Below are 20863 nucleotides of genomic sequence, written 5' to 3' on the forward strand. Positions count from 1 at the left end.
GGGGCAGGCTCGACAACATGCTCAGCACCACCGACCCTGCGTCGGCCCTCGTCGGTTTCGGAGTCGGACTCTCTCTGATCGTCGCAATCGGCGCACAGAATGCATTCGTTCTTCGCCAAGGCCTGACGCGCTCGCACGTACTCCCGATCGTCGCAGTCTGCGCCGTCTCAGACGCAGTTCTGATCCTTGCAGGCATCGGCGGAATCGGTGCCCTCCTCGAACACGCACCGTCACTGATCACTGCCGTTCGCATCGCCGGTGCCCTTTTCCTGCTCAGCTATGCACTCTTCGCCGCCAAACGAGCACTTCGACCGCAGACGTTGGCACCGGATCAACATGGCAACGGGTCGAGACTTACCGCCGTCACGATGGCATTGGCACTCACCTGGCTGAATCCACATGTCTATCTCGACACCGTCGTGCTGATGGGTTCAATTGCCAACGGTCGCGGCGAGATCGGACGGTGGTGGTTTGCAGTCGGCGCCGTCACCGCAAGTGCAGTCTGGTTCAGCGCCCTCGGTTACGGCGCGCGTCTGCTGACACCGCTTTTTGCAAAACCCAGCGCCTGGCGGGTTCTCGACGCTCTGATCGCCGTGATGATGACAGTTCTCGGAATCAGTCTGCTCACCGAATTGTGACCCGGCGATACAAGCACTGTCCGGTATCGGGATGGGTTACCGTCCAAGGTGAGGAAGGCTCAATTCACCTGTCGAGAGTTGTGACCATCAGGTAGGGCTGATCACGATGACCGAGGATGTCGACTCCGAACCGCGTGACTCCTACCGCGGACTGGGTTTGCTGTGTCTACTCGCTACGGCCGCCGGCGTCGTGGTCGGATTTGTCGGCGGCGCGTTCCGATGGTGTCTGATCAGAGCCGATGAACTTCGTCAGACGATCGTGAATTGGGCGCATCACGTTCCGTACGTCGGGTGGCTCGTGCCGGTCGTCCTGGTTGCGCTGTGCACCGTCCTTGCTGTTCTGATCGTCAGACGAGTACCCCTCGCACAGGGAAGCGGTATCCAGCACGTAGAGGCAGTGTCCCGCGGTGAAGCGAAGCCGCCGGGAATCAATCTCGTGCCCGCCAGATTCATCGGCGGCCTCTTGGCGATCGGCTCGGGTCTGGTCCTCGGCCGCGAAGGCCCCACCGTCCACATGGGCGCTGCAATCGGCGCGGAAACGGGACGACGGGCCCACCTTGCCGAACCGGACGTCGCCATGCTGCAAACATCAACGGCCGGAGCAGGACTCGCCGTTGCGTTCAACGCTCCGATCGCCGGCGCACTGTTCGTCTGCGAGGAGGTGACGCACTCGTTCCGGCTACGCACTGTTCTGCCAACGCTTTTCGGTGTTTCGGTCGCGGTGGGCTGTGCACGACTTGTCATCGGCGATCAACCAGATTTCGAGGTCGGCACCGTCCCGACACCTCAACTCGCACTGTTGCCACTGTTTGTCGTCTTCGGAATCCTCACGGGGCTACTGGGTATCGCGTACAACCGCTTGATTCTGGGACTACTCGATATCGTTGCACGACTCGACAGGATCCCACCGACAGTCATCGGCGCAACGATCGGCGCCGTCATCGGCCTGACGCTCTTCCTCGACCCACTGGCAAGTGGGGGCGGTGACGTTCTTGCACAGATGATCGTCGGTGGCAGGACCTTCGTTCTGCCGATTCTGCTGCTGTACTTGGTGGTTCGGTTCTTCACGGGCCCGCTGTCGTACGCTGCTGGAACTCCCGGCGGGCTTTTTGCGCCCCTACTCGCACTCGGCGCACTGTGGGGGTCGATCTTCACCGGACTGTCGAGCTTCGTGCCCGGAGTCGGCGCCGGACTCACGATCACCATGGCCACCGTAGGCATGGCTGCGTTTTTCGGCGCCGTGGTGCGCGCACCGTTCACCGGCATCGTGATCGTGGTCGAGATGACAGCGGTGACGTCGACGCTGGTCCCGATGCTTGCGGCCACGGCCGCAGCGGTATTCGTCGCTACCGTGGCAGGGTCGGCCCCCATCTACGACAGTCTCCGAGAACGGATGCTGGAAGCTCGACGCCCTCCTCTGGGATGATCATGATCAACATCGTCAGCGCCATGATGTGTAGGCAGAGGAGCATCCATGACCCCACGCACCGACGTCGGGGAAGTCCTCGCCCTGGAGCGGGAATTGCAAACTGTCGAATGCAGGCGCAACAGCGCACGTGTGCTCGCATTGCTCGCCGAAGACTTCATCGAGATAGGCGCGTCGGGTAGCGTCTGGGACCTCCCGTCGACCGTAGAATCACTGCGGACCGAGCCGATCGACGGCGACCGCATCGAAGTTCACAATATGACCGCTCGAATCATCGACGACGGATACGTCCTCACGCAGTGGGATTCAGTTCGTGGGATGCGTCGCGCGCGGCGCACATCCTTGTGGCGTCGAACACCGAGCGGATGGCAATTGGTACACCATCAAGGCACCCCGCTCCCCTGATTGCACAATGTTCAACCTGCGAACAGCCCTCTAGGTGAAGGGCGTTCCGACGTAGTTCTCGGCGATCAACGTTCGTCCGGCCACCGAGCGCGTGACCATGTCCAACTCAGCCAACTGACGACGATGGCCGAAACCGCTGTCGTCTGGCAAGCGATGAAGCATCGACGACATCCACCACGAAAAGTGCTGCGTCCGCCATACACGCGGCAGCACCGTTTCGGTGTACCCGTCCAACATCTTTCGGTCGGACGAGGTGAAGAAACTGTCCATTGCCTTTGCCAAGGCGTAGACGTCCGCAATCGCGAGATTCATTCCCTTCGCGCCGGTCGGCGGCACGGTGTGTGCCGCATCCCCAGCAAGAAAGAGGTTGCCGTGCTGCATCGGCTCACACACGAAACTGCGGAACTGAAGGATCGACTTCTGAAAGATCCTGCCGTCCTTGATCTCTGCACCCTCACCGTCGACCCGCCTGTGCAGCTCGTCCCAGATTCGATCGTCGGACCAGTTGTCCACGGAGTCGTCCGGATCGACCTGAAGATAATGACGCTGCACCTCGGGCGTCCGTGTGCTGATCAGCGCAAACCCACGCTCGTGGTTGGCGTAGATCAATTCTTCCGATGACGGCGGCGCCTCGGCCAGGATGCCGAACCACGCGAAGGGATACTGCCGGAAATGATCCGTGCGGATCGACGGTTCGGGAATCAGCTTTCGTGTTTCGGTTCGTGACCCGTCGCAACCGGCCACCAGGACGCACTCGAGCTTCTGGTCGCTTCCGTCCGAGTCGACGAAAGTAATACTCGGGCGACCTGATTCGTGATCGTGCACTCGCGCGTCGGTCACTCCGAATCGAATGTCCCCGCCGTCGGCGAGGCGTCGCGCAATCAGGTCTACGAGCACCTCGTGCTGCGGGTACACCGTGACTGCGCGCCCGTCGGTCAGTTCGTCGAATGCGATGCGGTGCCCTCGCCCACCGAATCGCAACTCGATTCCGTGATGTTCGAGACCTTCTCGCTTCAGTCGGTCACCGAGTCCGGTCTCGACCATGAGATCAACGGTATTCTGTTCGAGCACACCCGCACGAATGGTGCCTTCCACCTCTTCACGGGTGCGGCATTCCAGGACGATCGAGTCGATCCCCTTCAGATGCAAGAGATGCGAGAGCATCAACCCGGCGGGACCACCACCGACGATTCCGACCTGGGTGCGCAACGAAGACATACAGAGAACTCCTGAGGTGAGTGGCGATTGAGACCACCCTCAACCACGACCGCTCCCCTGAACAGCTGCAATTTCACTCAGTGAAAGACCGAAAATGAGCTATCGAAGCCCGCCGCCACCAAGCCCGCGTGATATTCCGCGAGCAGCCGCGGCCAAGGCCGGCAGTAAGGGAGCCGGATCCTGCTCCACCGGAACAACTGTCGACACCGCTGCGACAACGTCGCCGCCGGCTTCGCGGACCGGAGCGGCAACGGCAAGAGTTCCGACATTCAGATACTCACGACACACCACGAATCCGGTGCGTCTGATCTCGTCGAGAGTTGCTCTCAAGATCCGCTCGGACGTAATGGTTTTGGGTGTGAACGCCTCGAGGCCGGCTCGGAGGACGTCGTCGAGAAGCTCGGTTCCGCCGTGCGCCAGGAGAATCAAGCCACCACTGGACGCGTGCAACGGCAACCTACCGCCGGCGCGGCCGACCACGGTGACGGCGCTACGCGAGGACAAGCGCTCGAGGTACAGCGCCTCGGTGCCCTCACGGACAACCAACTGCACGTTCTCCCGGGTGACCTCGTACAGGTCCTCGAGGAACGGCAACGCCACCTGTCTCAGACCGTGCGCCCCGGGAGCGAGAGCGCCGATCTCCCACAACCGGACTCCGACCTGGTATTTGCCGTCGCTCCGACGCTCGAGGGCGCCGGCAGCCACCAACTGCCCGCACAGTCGATGGACGGTGGGCAGAGGTAGATCGGTGCGGCGACTGATCTCCGATTGAGTCAACCGAGGAGACGTCGCATCGAAGGCACCGAGCACGATAAATGCCCGGCCGATCAACGAACGGTCGCCTGATGCCATTCACACAGTGTGACTCACAAAGCCGTGTGACTTACAAAGCCGTGTGACTTACAAAGCCGTGTGACTTACAAAGCCGTGTGACTGACAAAGCCGTGTGACTGACATCAGGCGAAACGTGTTCGAGCGGTGCAGAGCTACGCGGAGTGCGCCAATTCCGGTTCGCGTTCGGTCACCGGCGGCGCGGCCTCGATCTTCATCGGCTCCTGTGCGTAATGGAAGTGCGGACGACGGTGACCGATGAACGATCCGAACCACGACATCACGGCGACGTACCGGTTGCGGAAGCCCACCAGGTACATCACGTGCACGGCCAACCACATGAACCAGGCGATCGTGCCCTTGAACTCGACCTTGCGGACGCGACACACAGCGCTGAATCGGCTGATGATCGACATGCTGCCCTTGTCGAAGTACTTGAAAGGCGTTCCTGCCTTGACCTTTCCGTTCACAGTCTTCGCGGCGTGACGGCCACCCTGCATTGCAACGGGCGACTGACCCGGTAGACCGTTCAGCGAAGTCATGTCGCCGATGGCAAAGACGTTGGCAAATCCGCCGACGGTCAAGTCCGGATTGATGAGCAGACGACCTGCGCGGTCACTCTCACAACCGGTTGCCTCTCCGAGCACTGCGGCGAAGTCGTTGGCGCGTACACCGGCCGACCAGATGACGGTCTCGGCGTCGATGCGCTTCTCTTCCTTGGTCTTTGCCGAAGAGACGGTGACGCCGTGCTCGTCGATGGCGGTGACCATGGTGTTGAGGACTACCTCGACACCCGACTTCTCGAGCGAGGCCTGCGTGTACTCACTGAGCTTGCCGCCGAAGGCCGGAAGCGCAACGCCGGCGCCTTCGACCATGGTGACCGTGACCTCGTCGGCACTGATGTTGTTGATGGCCTTCGCAAAGTAGCGACGCGCCAGTTCCTTGATCTGTCCGGCGAGCTCGACGCCGGTCGCGCCTGCACCCACGACAACGAAGCTGAGCAGGTTGCGGCGAACCAGCGCGTCGTTGGTGGTGTGAGCTTCTTCGAAGCAGCGCAGGATCTGCTTGCGCAGTACCTCGGCGTCCTCGACGGTCTTGAGCTTGTAGGTGACCTTCTCGAACTCGTCATGACCGAAGTACGCCTGCGTGGCACCGGTGGCTGCGATGAGCGAGCGGTATCCGAGCGTATGGCGGGTGCCCGAGGCTTCGTAGACGACCGTGTTCTCTTCGGCGTTGACCTCGACGACGCGACCGAGGCGCACGTCGGCGTTGGGGTACTTCTGCAGGATCGTGCGGATGGGCGGAGCAACCTCGCCGGCCGACAGAACACCCGTTGCCACCTGGTAGAGCAGCGGCTGGAAGAGGTGCTCGGTGGTGGCGGAGATGAGGACGAACGGCGTCTTGGACTTCGCGAGGGTCTTGGCCGCGGCGAGGGCTCCGAATCCCGAACCGACGATCACTACCTGAGTCTGCTCGTGTCCAGTCGCGTCGATGTCTGCGCGACCCGCAGCTGTTCTATCCACAACAAATCTCCTCAACCAAATTGAAAGTATGACTATTACGGTATGGACTGATCATGGGTCCGGTCCAGCTAGCTGGAGTATTCGCAAGACTGTTATCTCGATTGCTCATAAGTAAGCTGTCTTCATGGACTTCCGCCAACTCAAGTACTTCCTCGTCGTGAGCGAGGAACTGAGCTTCAGTCGAGCTGCCGAGCGCTGCTTCATCTCGCAGTCGGCGATCAGCCATCAGGTCGCGCGACTGGAGAAGGAGCTGGGCGCGACGCTCTTCGAACGCTCGACCCGAGCTGTTCGGCTGGCCCCGGCAGGATCGCGACTGGTGCCCATCGCGCAGCAAGTCCTCAGCCTCGAAACGATGGCGTACTCCGTCGCACGCGACCCGCGAGCCCGGATCCGGATCACCGGAAACATGAGCTTTGCCGCTCAGACGCTGGACGCCATCGCACACGTGCGCGAACTTCACCCCGACCTGGACGTCGAGTTCGTCATCAAGAGTTTCGCCCACCGCATGGACGCCGTGGCCTCCGGCGATGCGGACATCGCACTGATTCGAGGCGGCGTCGACCGCCCCGGGCTCGAGCCCCTGGACCTCGGCGTCGAGGATCTCTTGGTCGTCATGTCGAGCCGGCACCCCCTGGCCGGTCAGCAAAGCGTCGACCTCAACGATCTGGCCGCATATCCCCTGCTCCTGCCGCCACGCCAAAGCCAGGTCCTCATCCACAAGGTGGTCGAGGACGCGTTTCGCGAAATAGATCGACGCGTACAACTTGGCCCCGCAATTCCCAGCGATCACACCGCCACGCTGGACGTGATCACCAACCCTCGCGCCTGGACCCTGCTGTATTCGATCACCGCAGGCGAATCTCCACGTGCTGGAATCAGCTTCATGCGAGAATCGCACGGCCGCTTGCGAATTCCGGTGTCCGGGGTGACCCGTAGCGGCATCACCTTCTCCACCGAGTTCGCCGATCTGATCCAAGCACTCAAGGACGCAATGAACCCGTCTTTCACTGAATGAAAGTGTGATGGTGATCGACCTCCTCACAGAGCAACGTGGTGGGTAACCATGTGATGCGGCGCGCAGTCGCATCCCTTTCTCGAGGAGCAGCCATGTCGAGCTTGTTGAGCGAACCTGTGTGGGAATCGAAGATCTTCGACGGTGAATGGGTCCGCGGTAACGCCGAAGATCGCATCGTCGTCGAACCGGCCACGGGCAAGCAGCTGACGACGGTGGGCATGGCAACACCCGACGACGTGGCAGCCGCTGCAACAAAAGCTACTGCAGCTCAGAAGGATTGGGCAGCACGCCCCTACACCGAACGCGCCGCTGTTCTGCGCCGCGCCGGTCAATTGTTCGAGCAGTACGCCGACGAAATCGGCGAATGGGTGATCCGGGAGGCCGGCAGCATCCCGGCCAAGGCCGGACTGGAAACCCATACCGCTGCCGAGGAGTGCTACAACGCCGCAGCCCTGGCCGCACACCCCGTAGGTGAAGTGCTGCGCTCGGAGCAACCTCGACTGAGCTTCTCTCGTCGCGTACCCGTCGGAACCGTCGGCGTCATCGCGCCTTTCAACTTTCCGATCATCCTGTCGATCCGGGCAGTCGCTCCCGCACTGGCACTGGGTAATTCGGTGATCCTCAAGCCTGACCCGCGCACGGCGATCTGTGGCGGTGTGGTTCTCGCTCGCATCTTCGAAGAAGCCGGCTTGCCCGCCGGAGTGTTCAGCATGCTGCCGGGCGGGGCTGACGCCGGTGAGGCAATCGTGGTTCATCCGAGCGTTCGCGTCATCGCATTCACCGGGTCGACCCGCGCCGGACGGGCTGTCGGCGAACTGGCAGGCCGCCACCTCAAACGAGCACATCTCGAACTCGGCGGCAACAACGCGCTGATCGTCATGGACGACGTCGACCTCGAAAAGGCCGCATCTGTCGGCGCTTTCGGCTCGTTCATGCACCAGGGGCAGATCTGCATGACCACCGGCCGTCAACTGGTCCACGAAAGTATCGCTGCCGACTACACCGCACTCCTTGCCGAACGCGCCGACAAGCTTCCGGTAGGCGACCCGTTCACCGGTCAGGTCGCACTCGGCCCCATCATCGACGCCAAACAACGCGACCACATCCACTCCCTGGTCACCGGAAGCATCGCGGCCGGAGCAAAACTGGCTGCCGGTGGCACCTACGAAGATCTCTTCTACCGGCCCACCGTGCTGGCCGACACCCCACTGACCGCCCCGGCCTTCGCCGACGAGGTCTTCGGGCCGGTCGCACCGGTGACCACCTTTGCCACCGTCGAACAAGCCGTCGCCATAGCCAACGATTCCGAATACGGATTGTCGCTGGGCATTCTGACCTCCGACGCCATGCGCGGACTCGAACTCGCTCAACAGATCCCCACCGGCCTCGTACACATCAACGATCAGACGGTCGGCGACGAAGCCGTCATCCCGTTCGGCGGCATGGCATCTTCGGGTAACGGCGGCCGCGTCGGCGGTATCGGCGCAAACCTCGACGCCTTCACCGAAACGCAGTGGGTGACGGCCCAGAGCACACTCCCGGTCTACCCCTTCTAGTTCGACAAACACCGAGCTGATCCGACAAATACCAGGCGTGTCCCGGTGGCTCACTGACCAGCATTGACGGGATCGATCTCGCGGACTTACCATCCAGAGAAAATTACTTCGCCACATTAAGCATTTTCTCTTGTAATTCCCGAGAAGGACCCACTTGACGAATTCAGTGACGACCGACAGTGCTGCGCAACCAACGGTCTGCGACACCCCGGATATATCCGTCGTAACATCCCCGCGCCGCGAGGCTGTCATCATCGGGGCCCTCAGCCTGGCCGCGATGATCGTCTCGATGATGCAGACGCTGCCCGTTCCGATTTTGGGACGCATTCAGTCCGATCTGGGCGCATCCGCGGCCGGCATCAGTTGGGTGACGACGGCGACATTGCTCTCGGCCGCCGTCTTCACTCCCCTGTTGGGTCGCTACGGCGATCAGCACGGAAAGAAGCGCACGCTGGTCGGCGTTCTGATCGTGATGGTCATCGGTTCGATCGTCGCCGCGCTGGCACACAATCTGCCACTTCTCATTCTCGGACGCGTCCTCCAGGGAACTGCCACCGCCATCTTCCCGCTGGCTCTTTCGGTTCTGCGCGAAGAGGTTCGCCCGCACAAGCTCCCCGGTGCGATGGCATTGGTCAGCGGAACTCTTGCATTCGGCAGTGGACTCGCCCTCGTCGCCACCGGACTTCTCACATCGGCTCCGGATGCCGACTACCGCAACGCCTTCTGGATGGCCACCGGGTTCGCGTTGCTTGCTCTCGTCGCCGTCATCACGCTGGTGCCGGCAACCAAGCACAAGAGCGGTGGGCGCGTCGACGTCATCGGTGCGCTGAGCCTGGGCGCTGCACTCCTTCTGCTCCTGTTGTCGATTTCGCAAGGCCACCAATGGGGTTGGATCTCGCCCTTGACCATCGGTGTTTTCCTGGGCTCGATCGTGATGTTCGCAGTCTGGGTCTGGATCGAGAAGATCGTCGACGAACCGCTGGTCGACATGCGGATGTTCGTCCACCGGCCCGTGATGATGGCGAACCTGGCGGGGGTCATGCTGGGCTTCGGAATGTTCGCCAACTTCCTGGGCATCTCCTATCTCGTGCAACTTCCCCACGCCCTCACTGGATACGGATTCGACGCCAGCATTCTGCGTGCGTCGGTGGAATTCCTACTGCCGGGAGCGATTGCCTCGCTGATCGCAGCACCGATCGGCGGGCGCCTCATCAGAGTGCGCGGGCCACGCTTCGTCCTGGGACTCACCGCGATCTGTGGTGCGGTGCCGTTCGCCTGGCTCGCGTACGACCACACGCACACCGCATCGGTCATCGGTGCCGGCATCGTGATCGGCACCGCCGTCAGCCTGGGTTACGCGGCCATGCCCGCGATCATCATGTCGAGTGTTCCGCATCGCCAGAGTGGAATAGCCAACGGCATCAACTCGATCTCGCGCTCCACCGGCAGCGCCATGGGCAGTGCAGTGGTGACCACGATTCTCGCCTCGATGACCATCGCGAACCTTCCCGAGGGCGTAGCCGCTCTGCCCAGCGAATCCGCCTTCACCGTCACGTTCGTGACCGCCGCCGTGGCCTTCGCCCTCGTCGGTTTGGTCGGGTGGCTGGGTCTGCGCCCGGCGCGTTCCCCAGCCTCCACGGAATAACCTCCCGCTGCGTGAGATCGGAAGTACCGCAGGGGGTTAAGCGCACCGTAGCCTGCGCAGATGCCAGGTGAGACGCTCTACGTGATCGACCGGATAGTCACGAATCCCGGATGTGGGCAGAAGTTCGTCGACGAGTTTCGCGCCGGCTACCTGCCGAATGCCAGTCGCCGCAACCTGACTCTCGACAACATGCTTGTCAGTCCGCCGCTGTGGGCCGAGGACGAGTCCAACATCGTCACGATCACGTGGACCGTCGAAGGGACCGCCGGTTGGTGGGCGATGACTCGTTCGAGCCGCGGTGACGCCACTCTCCGGCAATGGTGGGACGCAATGGCTCCGCTCATTGCCGAACGAAGCCGCACCATGGCTGCCGCTGCCGACGACGTCGAGGGACTGGCCGATGTATAACGTCACAAGGGTGGTTTTTGCAGCCGACACCGCTGACTCGGCCAGCTGGGTCGATGCGATGAACACCATTGCAGCAGTGGCAGAATCGTCTGGATCAGTTCGCCATCTCGTCACCGCCACACTGCCCGGCGTCATCAACGGCGGAGATCTGATCATGCATCTCCAGTTCGAGGACGAAGCGTCGTGGCAGGCCGGTCGAGGTGCCGTTGACGCCGGACTTCACCACGACGCCGTCGAGCGCTTTCACGGCGCCGAGTACGCTTCCGGAACCGAGGGTCGCTCGCGCGCCACCGGCCCGAACGGGGTGTACCGAGCGCTGCTGATTCGCGTTGCACCCCATACCCCCGAGGACGCAATCGAACGCTTCGAAAGCGACTTGCTGAAGATGCCCGGGCATATCTCCTCGATCGCTGCCTGGCGGCTCAGTCGAGTGAGCGCCGCGACCGGCGCACCATCTGCATGTGACGAAGCACCGTGGACCCACGTGTGGGAGCAGGAGTTCACCGATCTCGTGTCACTGCAGACCCAATACCTCGACCATCCGATCCATTGGGGCGTCGTTGATCGATGGTTCGACCCCGAATGCACCGAAGTCATTGTGCGGGACAGAATCTGTCATACCTTCGGCGAATTGAGCGAAGAGCTCCTATCGAGTGACGGCTGACGCCTCGCGGATCATCGCCCATACTTTCTGTCGTGCCGGTTCCGTGAGCGACAGCGACGGAATAGTGAGGAACCCGTGAAATAACCCGTCGAAGCGATGATGCTGCACCGGGACGCCGGCCGCGGCAAGCAGTTTCGCGTACTCGTCGCCGGACGAGCACGGCGGATCCAGCTCAGCTGTCACGATGACTGCCGCTGGAAGATCGGTGAACGACTCTGCCCGAGTAGGTATCACCCGCACGTCATCTCGGCGTTCGGGCGCATATTGGTCCCAGTACCACTTCATGGCCGTGGTCGTGTTGTAGTGGTCGGTGCCGTAGAGACGGTAGGACTCGGTGTCGAAATCATCGTCGATCACGGGATAGATGAGAACTTGCGCCGCAACCTCCGGACCTCCACGATCGCGGGCGGCGATGGCAACTGTCGCAGCAAGATTGCCACCCGCGCTGTCGCCGGCAAGCACGATCCTGCTCGGGTCAGCGCCGTACTCTGCCGCGTGCTTCGCTGCCCACTCCACTGCGGCATAGACGTCGTCGTGTGCTGCCGGGGCGGGATGTTCAGGGGCCAGACGATAATCGACGGAGACCACAGCGGCGCCGACGCCTTCCGCCATGGACCGGCAGAATTCGTCATGGCTGTCCAGGTCGCAGAACACGAAGCCTCCGCCGTGAGCGAAGACGACCAGCGGAATGGCATCGGAGGAAGCGTGCGGGCGGTAGACGCGGATCGACAGATCCCCCCCAGGGCCGTCGATTGCGAGATCGTCGACCGCGCGCATATCGGGAAGCCGCTCCAGCGGAGCTCGTCGATTCCGAAGCAAAGCGCGTAACTCCGACGGGTCGAAGCTGGTGACGTCCGGGAATGCTGCGTTGAGCGTGGCCAGCATTGTGACGACTTCCGCGTGAATTGTCATGGGCACTCCTGATCTCGGACGTCGGGCATTCGCCAAGGTAGATCGCCCACTGCCGAGTGAGAACACACCTTCCCGATCAGTGGTCTGTTTTGTAGCGAGAGTCGTGAGAAACGAGAAGGGAGACCACACCTCGTTGTGTGGTCTCCCTTTTCGATTCGGTTCAGCCGATCAGGTGTCAGCTCCTACTGCGAGCATCCACCTTGTCGTCGTCGTCATCACGATCGCCGGCCGCGAGCTCGATGCCCGAAGCCTCTGTCTCGGCTTCACTGCCTGCCTTCCCGAGCTCGACCGGAGTGTCACCGGGCGCAACCTCCTCGGCGTCAGGCGCTTCCGGTAGCGGTTTCTTGAGGCTCAGGATGATCGAGCCTGCCAATACGACGATGATCACCGCGAGGCTGACCAATGAGGGAATCTCGGGGATCGACGTGCTGATCACCTTGTGGCTTGCCTGCATGATCAGCTTCACGCCGATGAAGGCGAGGATGATCGACAGACCCTTGGACAGGTAGTGGAACTTCTCGAGCAGACCCGAGAGCAGGAAGTACAGGGCACGCAGTCCCAAGATCGCAAACGCGTTGCTGGAGTAGACGATGAACGGATCGTCACTCACTGCCAGCACTGCCGGGACGCTGTCGACTGCGAACACGAGGTCGGCGGCTTCGATGGCGACGACGACGGCGAACAGCGGTGTTGCGACGCGCTTTCCGGCTTCCTTGACGAAGAACTTGGTTCCGGCGTATTCCTCACGGACCGGCATGATCTTGCGCAGCAGGCGAACTGCCAGCGAGGTTCCCGGATCGAAGCTCTCGTCGTCATCCTTGAGCAGCTTGTACGCGCTGTAGAGCAGGATGGCGGCGAAGACGAACAGCACGGCCGTGAACTTGCTGACCACGGCAACGCCGGCGGCGAGGAAAATGCCGCGGAAGATCAGGGCGCCGATGACACCGAAGAACAGCACACGGTGCTGGTACTCACGGGGCACCTTGAAGTAACCGAAGATCAGGGCGAACACAAAGAGGTTGTCGACGGAGAGGCTCTTCTCCAACAGCCAGGCCGTGGTGAATTCGACGCCCGAGTTCACCCCCAAGGTCAGGGTGACAACCACCGCGAACACGAGAGACAAACCGACCCAGAGTGCACTCCACCAGGCCGCTTCCTTGAAGCCGATGACCTGCGCGCCGCGGTGGGCGAGCAGGTCGATGAGCAACATGACGACGATGACTGCGGCGAACGCGGCCCACGCCCACATGGGAACGTTCATCGCTGACCACCTACCCGAATGGCACTGATGACTGCGGTCACGGGGAGCTCCTTCACTGGGTTCGGACGGCCGTCTCGCCGTCTTCTCCAGTGTTCCTTGCCGACTTCTATCCATCCCTGTCGAAATATCGACGACTTTTCGACCTGAAGTTGCCGAGACCATGCAATCTTAGGGTGTTGCGTCCGAAACCGCCGTTGGAAGGCATCTTGTTCTAGCCTGGCAAGCATGAGCACCTCGTTGTACTACTCCGCCGTCCGCACTACACCGCTGACCGATGACGAGAAGGCCGAAGTCGACCGACTCATCGCCGTCCACAACGACGAATTTCCGTTCGACTACGAGGTCCTGGACCTCTACCCGTCGGATATCCCCAACACTTTGCTCAACGGTTCGACCAAGATCTCGAGCGATCCGACCGAGGTAATTCCTTCGCTCGTCTACTGGTTCAACGCTCTGACCGAGCTTCGCAGAGCAGTGCCGGACGCCGACTGGGACGTTTCACTCGACGACACCCCTGCCGATTGGGATGACAACTCCGGCTACTCGCTCCCCGGCCTCGACGACATGCAGTAGCGAATCACCCGGCGGGCAAGACACTGACCCCGTAACTCTCCAGAGCGATGAGCGCCAACTCCGTCGGCAGGCGCCGATCGTCGACGCTGCGACCTAGTAGCGTTTCGGCCTGATCGAGTCGATACCGCACAGTGTTCTTGTGCAGGCCGAGCGCCGCGGCCGTAGCGGCTGCAGTGCAATTGTTCTCGTAATAGACCCGGACGGTGTCACGGATACGCGTCGTGACGGTGTCCGCGCCCGCCAGGCCTTTCAGTTCCCGAGCCACCAACGCACGCAGTTCGCCCAGATCTTCGGTAAGCAGACAGGGAACCTGAACGTCCTCGTAGACGGTGACGGGCGAAGAACCCGTCGACCGGACTGCGACGCGCTGCGCGGCGAGCGCCTCGCGATGACTGCGAGCGAATCCCTCCATTCCGTAACCGCTGGCCCCCACTGCGACACGAAGATCCGCATTCCGAGCATGATCGAGCGACGCCCACTCCAGGTGGCCGAAATGCGCGACCCACGACCACACCTCGCGCGCACCCGAAGGTAGCGTCAGCACTCGCTCGCCGTTCGACTCCCCCACCAAGGAACGTGCATACGAGTCCAATCGCGTCAATACGTCTGCAGCCGGGTCGGTGTCGTCCGTCCAGAGAACAAATGCGGTGTGGTGGCGCCGCATCGGGTAGTCGAGAATCTGCGAAACCTCTTCGGAGTGAAGAGCTTCGCCGGCGACAATCGCGTGAACGGTCTCGGATCGACGCGCAAAAGCGCCGCGCGCCAAACTCTCCCGCTCCTTCGCGTAAGTGGCCACCAACAATTCGGTGGTCACCTCCAGCCATCGCATCGCCGAACCCCACACCCGAACAAGAAGCGCGCGCTTGAGTTCCGGACCGATCGGCAGTGCCTCGATCGACTCGTCGACGAAGCCCAGCATCGCGAGGCGTCCGGCACCGTAGATCTTGAGCAGGACTCGAAGATCCATTCCGCGCCTGGCAACGGTGAGCGCGAGCGCAACCGACTCCGCCGGCGGCGTGACCTCCTGGGAACCACCCGCGATCGCGGCCACGATGACGCGGAGCTGCGCCGCGGTGCTTGCATCCACATCGCGTCGCAGCTCCCTGTCCGCTGCGACTTCCGGATTGGCCAGGGCAATGGCGTCGTCGATGCGTTGGACGAAACCGTCGATCACCTCCGGCTGGAGATAGATGGGTGCGAGATTTGCAATCCAGCCGTCCAACTCCGATGTGTCCATATCCGTCTCCCCGATTCGTGACCCCGATTGTGACTTTGTCACAAACCTAGCGTTCGAGTTCGGGCATCAAGCCCTAGTAACCCGGTTTCGGCTGGTCCACAATCACATCTCACTGCAGTTTCACGGCGCTGCAGATTTACCTCACTGCAACCCCATCCCCTATCTTTGGAGACGCTGGAGCAAATGAACAAGCCTTTCGACGGTCAGGTAGTGGTCATCACCGGCGGCGCCCGAGGCATCGGATACGCCACCGCGAAGCGGCTCATCAGCCTCGGTGCGACGGTCGCGATCGGTGACATCGACGAAGGCACTTTGATGCAGGCGGCGCAGGATTTGGGCATCCGCACGTTCGGGCGCCTCGACGTCACCGATCCCGCATCGTTCTTCGACTTCCTCGACACCGTCGAAGGTGAACTCGGCCCGATCGACGTACTGGTCAACAATGCGGGCATCATGCCGGTCGGCCGGATCGTCGACGAGGACGACACCGTGACCAGGCGCATCATCGAGATCGACGTCCTCGGCGTGATCACGGGAACCAAGCTCGCATTGCGGCGGATGCTGCCGCGGGGGCGCGGACACGTCATCAACATCGCTTCGCTTGCCGGCGAACTCCCCTGCCCGGGTTTGTCGACGTATTGCGGCGCCAAGCATGCGGTCTTGGGCTTCACCGATTCGGTCCGCAAGGAAGTTCGTGGCACCGGAGTGCACGTCTCGTCCGTATTGCCGACGCTCACCAACACCCAACTCACCTCGGGCACTTCGGGAATGAAGGGATTCCGCGAGGTTCAGCCGGAAGAAATCGCCGAAGCCATCGTCGGCCTGATCACCAAACCTCGGCCACGCGTGCGCATTACGCGAGCGTCCGGACTGCTCGTCCAGGCGCAAGGGTTCTTTCCCCGGCGACCGTACGAGGCATTGAGCCGCCTGTTCGGCGTCGAGACGCAGTTTCTCGGCGATGTCGACACCGCAGCGCGCGCTGCCTACGAGGAGCGTGCCCGCGCAAGCTGATCAGGTCAGCTCGGTGGCAGGCCAATCGAGCAGCTTCGCGCCAAGCACAGCTGCGTGCAGCGCGAAGCTGTCGTTGGGGTCGTTGACGTTCTGGCCGGTGAGGTCGCGGATGCGGTCCAAGCGGTACGTCACCGCCCGGACAGACAGATGCAGGTCTCGGGCGGTCTTCGCCGTGTTGCCGCCGGCGGAGAAGTACGCAAGCAGTGTGTCGATCATCGGCCCCGCGCCGCCGCGCGCCTCGAGCAGCGGCGTGAGAAGCGTCTGGATCAGGTCGGTGACCGCGGGTCTGTCGTTGACCAGGACGCGGTAGACCAGCAGATCGCGAGCGTCGATGATCGGTGCGTTCAACGACAGTCGCTGCGCCAGGTCGAGTGCGTCGAGTGCCTCCCGGTACGACGCCAACACGCCCGAAGCTGTGGCGCGCGGGCGCCCGACCGCGATCTGCCAATTGCCGTCCAATACGCGTCGCTGCAGCTGCACTCGCCCGTCGTTATCGGTTACGGCGCCTGTTCCTGGTCCGAGAGCCGACCGAATACCGGCCAGCACGTGGTCGACGGCATCGCGATCCGGCGCGGCGAAAACGACGACCAGTTTGCCGCTCTTGCTGGCAACCAGCGCGTCGGCGTCACCTTTGCTGCCCAGAACGGCACGTTCGACAGCCCGCACCAAAGGGTTGTCGTCGGTGAACTCGCGGGCTGCGGTCACTACTGCCACGGCATGCGGACCACTGAGGTGGAGACCGAATCCTGAAGCGCGACCCAACAATCCGACGACGTCAGCGCCGCCGGTCAACAAGTCGTCGACGAACTCGCGGCGTGCCGATACCTGCGAGCGAACCAGCGATCGCCTCGCCAACTGAAATCCTTCGGCCAATTCGGCCACGGCGTCGTCGACGGCGCGGAGCATGACTTCGCCGGCCGCCACGACGGCATTCGGATCCGATTGCGCCGCAACAACAGCGGGAAGCTCACGCCACAGGCGCCAGGCCGAGGAGAGATACAGATCGAGCAGCGCTCTCAGGGCCACACCCTGCTGCGCTGCTTCTTCACCGCGGGCACGGAAACGGTGCAACTGACGACGCTGCAGCGGTTTCCCGTCACAGACAGCGTCGCTGAGCACGTCGAGGAAGTCGCCCAGCAGTTCGACGGGCAGGCCACCGGCGTCGTCCGCCCCTGCCGCGGCTACCCGGCGTATGGCGTCGTCAGGTACCCCGGTTCGGCTCACCCTCGCATTCTCTCACTGTGCGCGGCCTTGTTTGGCGTCAGGAAAGCCGCATCGAACCCGTGTCGATGTAGCGCTGATGAAACGCGAATGCCTCACCCAGAAGATGCGGCGTCTGTCCGGCACCAGGTTGGGCGTCGGCTCGAGCGATGTAATCGTGAAGGAGTGGTCGGAACTCCGGGTGAGCGCACTTGTCGACGATCAGGCGTGCGCGACGCCGCGGTGACAGGCCGCGCAGATCCGCCAACCCCTGCTCGGTGACCAACACCTGAGTGTCGTGCTCGGTGTGGTCGACGTGCGGAACCATCGGAACGATCGCCGAAATCTCACCACCGCGGGCCGTCGACGGACTCAAGAACATGGACACGTAGCCGTTGCGGGCGAAGTCCCCCGACCCGCCGATTCCGTTCATGATCTTCGTCCCCATGACGTGCGTCGAGTTCACGTTGCCGTAGATGTCGGCCTCGAGCATCCCGTTCATGGCGATGATTCCAAGTCTGCGCACCACCTCCGGGTGGTTACTGATCTCCTGCGGACGGAGCGTGATGTGGTTGCGATAGAAGGCGATGTTCGCAGTCAGTTCCTCGATGCCTTCGTCGGTGAGCGCCAAAGCCGTCGACGACGCATGCGCGACGGTGCCGTCCTTGATCAGCTTCAGCATCCCGTCCTGGATGACCTCGGAGTAGCAGGTCAACCCGCGATACGGTCCGCGATCGAGACCTCCGAGCACCGCGTTGGCGACATTGCCGATGCCCGCCTGCAGCGGAAGCAACGTATCGGCCGGCATCCGTCCGGCGCGCACCTCGAAGTCGAAGAACTCCAGTACGTGCCCGGCGATCGCCTCGCTGACGGCGTCGGGAGCAGACAGTGGACTCGCGCTGTCTCGGCAGTTGGTCTCGACAACGGCCACCACCTTGGCCGGGTCCACCCGGAACGTGGTCTGGCCGATCCGGTCCTCGACGCGGATGATCTGGAGCGGCTTGCGATGCGGCGGCAACGCCGTGCCGTAATAGACGTCGTGAATACCCTCCATCGCCTCGGGCACCCAGGAGTTGACCTCGAGGATGACCTTGTCGGCGACGTCGAGCCACGTCTTGTTGTTGCCGATCGACGCGGAGGGAATCAGTTCACCCGATTCGGTGATACCGGCGACCTCGACCACCGCAACGTCGACATTGCCGTAGTAGCCCTCCCACACCTGCTGAGCCACGTGGGAGAGATGGATGTCGACGTAGTCCATGCGACCGTCGTTGATCCGGCGACGTGCGGTGGCCTCGGACTGATACGGCATGCGTAGCGCGATTCCGTCGACTTCGGCGAGCAGCCTTTCGGTCTCGGTGGACACCGAAGCACCGGTCAGGAGATTGATCGTGAAGTTCGATCCGTTGCCGCGGGTCTGGTGAATACGCTCGGCCAGGGCCGGAATGACGACCTTGGGTGTACCGGCGCTTGCGAAACCGCTGATCGCGACAGTGTCATCCGGATTGATGAATTTCACGGCGTCGGACGCGGACATCACCTTCGACGCAAAGGCTGTGGCGCGAATGCGGTTGGAGATAGCTTTGTGTCCGGTCTCACCGAAGGTTGAATTCACGCCATCAGGATAAACACGGCACGTCGAAGCGATTTACGGGGATACCCAGACAGAATCGCTCCGACGTGCTATGCACTCCGATCAGCTGACGACGCCGTACACGCCTTCGCCGACCAAGCTCGCGATCCGATACTTCTGAATCTTGCCCGACCCTGTGAGTGGGAACGCTTCCGCGCTGAACCATTCCTTGGGTGCCTTGTGGCGCGCCAGTCGTTCGTTGCAGAACTCGACCAGTTCGGCGGCAGTCGGTTGATCGGATTCGTCCTTCCAGCGGATGACGGCGACCACGCGCTCACCCCACACCTCGTCGGGAACACCGACGACCGCCACATCGAGGATCTTCGGATGTGTGAAGATCACGGACTCGACCTCACGCGGATAGATGTTCTCCCCGCCGCGGATGATCATGTCCTTGAGGCGCCCGGTGACCCGGACGTATCCACGTTGATCCATCGTCCCCAAGTCGCCGGTATGCAACCACCCGTCCTTGTCCACGGTCGCGGACGAGGCCTCTGGATTGCGGAAGTACTCGGTCATGACGAGGTACCCACGAGCGCAGATCTCACCTTGTTCGCCGAGTGGGACGCTGTCTCCGGTCACGACGTCGGAGATCTTCACCTCGACCTGTGGCAATGCGAGGCCGACCGTCTCCGACTTGTCTTCGGGGGTGTCGGCCGGACTGGTCTGTGTGATCACGGGACTGGCTTCGGTTTGTCCGTAGACGATGCTGAATCCCGCACCGAATGCCGACTCCACCGTGCTGACCAGTTCGGGCGGTACCGACGATCCACCGGATACGACCACTGAGCACGCCGAGAAATCGCGGTCGGCGAAGGTGGCGTCGTTGATCATGGCGATCAGCATCGTCGGCACTCCACTGACGACGTCGGCGTGAAAGCGTTCTGCCGCATCGAGAACCGCAGTCGGATCGAAGTACTGGATCAGGCCGATGGACATTCTTCGCTGTGCGGCACCGAGAACCAGGATGCCGCATCCGGCCGTGTGGAACAGTGGCATGGCCGAGACGACCGAACCCCGTTCGGGGAATTGACCTCTCTGGCTGACAAAATCGGCGTTGTTGACCAAACCTCGGTGATGCAGCAATGCACCCTTGGGCACACCGGTGGTTCCCGACGTGTACTGAATCTGCGCATTGTCATCGGGAGAGACTTCCGGCAGAGCGCCTCGCTCGCCCGTCCAACCTCGAACCTGACGATCCCAGTCTTCGAAGTTGACTGCCAGAACCTCCTCTCCCGCAATCGAAATCGCCTCGGACGCCACCGCTGCCATGTCACCGCCGCGGAACTTTCCGGTGTGGAAGAGCCCGCGGGACTGGGACTGCGACAGGACGTACGCGAGTTCCTCCGCACCCAACGCCGGATTGGCAGTCACCAGAACCATTCCGGCGAGCGCGGCGCCGTATTGCAGGATCATCCACTCCGGAACGTTCGGAGCCCAGACGGTGATCCTGTCTCCGCGATCGAACTGGGACAAGAGGTAGTGCGCACACCCCTCCGCTTCGTCCAGCAGTTGCGCGAAGGTCCACGTACGATCGGTTTCGGCGGCCCCGGACAACGAATGCGATTGCGCCGGAACTACTTCTCTGATTGCAACCAGATTCGGCGAGTCCGCGGCGCACTCTCGCAGCAGCCCGCCCACCGTTTGTTCCGCAATCGGGTCCGACACGTCAGCGGGGAAGTACGACGTTTCGAGAACACTGCTCAT

Annotated in this window: 19 protein-coding genes; 10 read left to right on the forward strand and 9 right to left on the reverse strand. The window is 62.3% G+C overall.

Annotation, left to right across the window (positions count from 1 at the left end; translation table 11 throughout):
• Positions 1-17: 17 nt before the first annotated feature.
• From ACFT1A_RS14225 to ACFT1A_RS14235, 3 genes are all read left to right on the forward strand, one after another.
• Positions 18-638, forward strand: a complete 621-nt coding sequence (locus ACFT1A_RS14225) for a LysE/ArgO family amino acid transporter (RefSeq protein ID WP_378447509.1) — start codon at positions 18-20, stop codon at positions 636-638.
• Between the two features lie 106 nt (positions 639-744).
• The gene (locus tag ACFT1A_RS14230; protein WP_378447510.1) at positions 745-2064 is read left to right on the forward strand and encodes a ClC family H(+)/Cl(-) exchange transporter; all 1320 of its coding nucleotides are present in this window, start codon (positions 745-747) and stop codon (positions 2062-2064) included.
• Between the two features lie 48 nt (positions 2065-2112).
• A complete protein-coding gene (locus ACFT1A_RS14235) occupies positions 2113-2469 on the forward strand; it encodes a DUF4440 domain-containing protein (RefSeq protein ID WP_378447511.1) in 357 nt (118 codons plus the stop codon).
• Between the two features lie 30 nt (positions 2470-2499).
• Here the strand turns inward: ACFT1A_RS14235 and ACFT1A_RS14240 are convergent, their stop codons facing one another.
• From ACFT1A_RS14240 to ACFT1A_RS14250, 3 genes are all read right to left on the reverse strand, one after another.
• On the reverse strand, positions 2500-3687 hold the full coding sequence (locus tag ACFT1A_RS14240) for a 4-hydroxybenzoate 3-monooxygenase (RefSeq protein WP_378447512.1): 1188 nt from the start codon (positions 3685-3687) through the stop codon (positions 2500-2502).
• Positions 3688-3786: 99 nt separating this feature from the next.
• Positions 3787-4539 (reverse strand): IclR family transcriptional regulator, encoded by a 753-nt coding sequence (locus tag ACFT1A_RS14245; protein WP_378447513.1) that lies wholly within the window; start codon positions 4537-4539, stop codon positions 3787-3789.
• Between the two features lie 134 nt (positions 4540-4673).
• Entirely contained in the window at positions 4674-6041 is a 1368-nt protein-coding gene (locus tag ACFT1A_RS14250) for an NAD(P)/FAD-dependent oxidoreductase (protein WP_317826081.1), read from the reverse strand.
• A 124-nt stretch (positions 6042-6165) separates the two neighbouring features.
• On the opposite strand from ACFT1A_RS14250, the gene ACFT1A_RS14255 reads away from it, so the two are divergent.
• The 5 genes from ACFT1A_RS14255 (at position 6166) to ACFT1A_RS14275 (ending at position 11329) form a co-directional block, all read left to right on the forward strand.
• Positions 6166-7056: a LysR substrate-binding domain-containing protein gene (locus ACFT1A_RS14255; RefSeq protein ID WP_378447514.1), complete on the forward strand. Its 891-nt coding sequence runs from the start codon at positions 6166-6168 to the stop codon at positions 7054-7056.
• Positions 7057-7148: 92 nt separating this feature from the next.
• A complete protein-coding gene (locus ACFT1A_RS14260; protein ID WP_378447515.1) occupies positions 7149-8612 on the forward strand; it encodes a benzaldehyde dehydrogenase in 1464 nt (487 codons plus the stop codon).
• 154 nt (positions 8613-8766) lie between these two features.
• On the forward strand, positions 8767-10257 hold the full coding sequence (locus ACFT1A_RS14265) for an MFS transporter (RefSeq protein WP_378447516.1): 1491 nt from the start codon (positions 8767-8769) through the stop codon (positions 10255-10257).
• A 60-nt stretch (positions 10258-10317) separates the two neighbouring features.
• The gene (locus ACFT1A_RS14270; protein ID WP_378447517.1) at positions 10318-10665 is read left to right on the forward strand and encodes a hypothetical protein; all 348 of its coding nucleotides are present in this window, start codon (positions 10318-10320) and stop codon (positions 10663-10665) included.
• Positions 10666-10675: 10 nt separating this feature from the next.
• Positions 10676-11329 carry a Dabb family protein gene (locus tag ACFT1A_RS14275; RefSeq protein WP_378447518.1) on the forward strand — a complete coding sequence of 218 codons (654 nt, stop codon included), beginning with the start codon at positions 10676-10678 and terminating at the stop codon, positions 11327-11329.
• Here ACFT1A_RS14275 and ACFT1A_RS14280 read toward each other — a convergent pair.
• Together ACFT1A_RS14280 and ACFT1A_RS14285 are read right to left on the reverse strand one after the other, a co-directional pair.
• Positions 11312-12241 (reverse strand): alpha/beta hydrolase, encoded by a 930-nt coding sequence (locus ACFT1A_RS14280; protein WP_378447519.1) that lies wholly within the window; start codon positions 12239-12241, stop codon positions 11312-11314. The two genes, ACFT1A_RS14275 and ACFT1A_RS14280, sit on opposite strands and share 18 nt — an antisense overlap.
• A gap of 175 nt (positions 12242-12416) precedes the next feature.
• Positions 12417-13502, reverse strand: coding sequence for a TerC family protein (locus ACFT1A_RS14285; RefSeq protein WP_378447520.1), 1086 nt, complete (start codon positions 13500-13502; stop codon positions 12417-12419).
• Positions 13503-13727: 225 nt separating this feature from the next.
• Between ACFT1A_RS14285 and ACFT1A_RS14290 the strand changes: the two genes are divergently transcribed.
• Positions 13728-14075: a hypothetical protein gene (locus ACFT1A_RS14290; protein ID WP_182261544.1), complete on the forward strand. Its 348-nt coding sequence runs from the start codon at positions 13728-13730 to the stop codon at positions 14073-14075.
• Between the two features lie 4 nt (positions 14076-14079).
• Here the strand turns inward: ACFT1A_RS14290 and ACFT1A_RS14295 are convergent, their stop codons facing one another.
• Complete coding sequence (locus ACFT1A_RS14295) at positions 14080-15312, reverse strand: PucR family transcriptional regulator (protein WP_378447521.1); 1233 nt, start codon at positions 15310-15312, stop codon at positions 14080-14082.
• Between the two features lie 183 nt (positions 15313-15495).
• Here ACFT1A_RS14295 and ACFT1A_RS14300 point away from each other — a divergent pair, with 183 nt between their 5' ends.
• Positions 15496-16323: an SDR family oxidoreductase gene (locus ACFT1A_RS14300; RefSeq protein WP_378447522.1), complete on the forward strand. Its 828-nt coding sequence runs from the start codon at positions 15496-15498 to the stop codon at positions 16321-16323.
• Here the strand turns inward: ACFT1A_RS14300 and ACFT1A_RS14305 are convergent, their stop codons facing one another.
• The 3 genes from ACFT1A_RS14305 to ACFT1A_RS14315 all read right to left on the reverse strand — a co-directional run bounded on the left by ACFT1A_RS14305 (position 16324) and on the right by ACFT1A_RS14315 (position 20863).
• The gene (locus ACFT1A_RS14305; RefSeq protein WP_378447523.1) at positions 16324-17547 is read right to left on the reverse strand and encodes a PucR family transcriptional regulator; all 1224 of its coding nucleotides are present in this window, start codon (positions 17545-17547) and stop codon (positions 16324-16326) included.
• A 37-nt stretch (positions 17548-17584) separates the two neighbouring features.
• A complete protein-coding gene (locus tag ACFT1A_RS14310) occupies positions 17585-19138 on the reverse strand; it encodes an acetyl-CoA hydrolase/transferase family protein (RefSeq protein WP_378447524.1) in 1554 nt (517 codons plus the stop codon).
• 81 nt (positions 19139-19219) lie between these two features.
• The gene (locus ACFT1A_RS14315) at positions 19220-20863 is read right to left on the reverse strand and encodes an AMP-binding protein (RefSeq protein WP_378447525.1); all 1644 of its coding nucleotides are present in this window, start codon (positions 20861-20863) and stop codon (positions 19220-19222) included.

Origin of the sequence: Rhodococcus sp. NPDC057135 (assembly GCF_042670865.1) — a bacterium.
In the GTDB taxonomy this organism is placed as follows: domain Bacteria; phylum Actinomycetota; class Actinomycetes; order Mycobacteriales; family Mycobacteriaceae; genus Rhodococcus_F.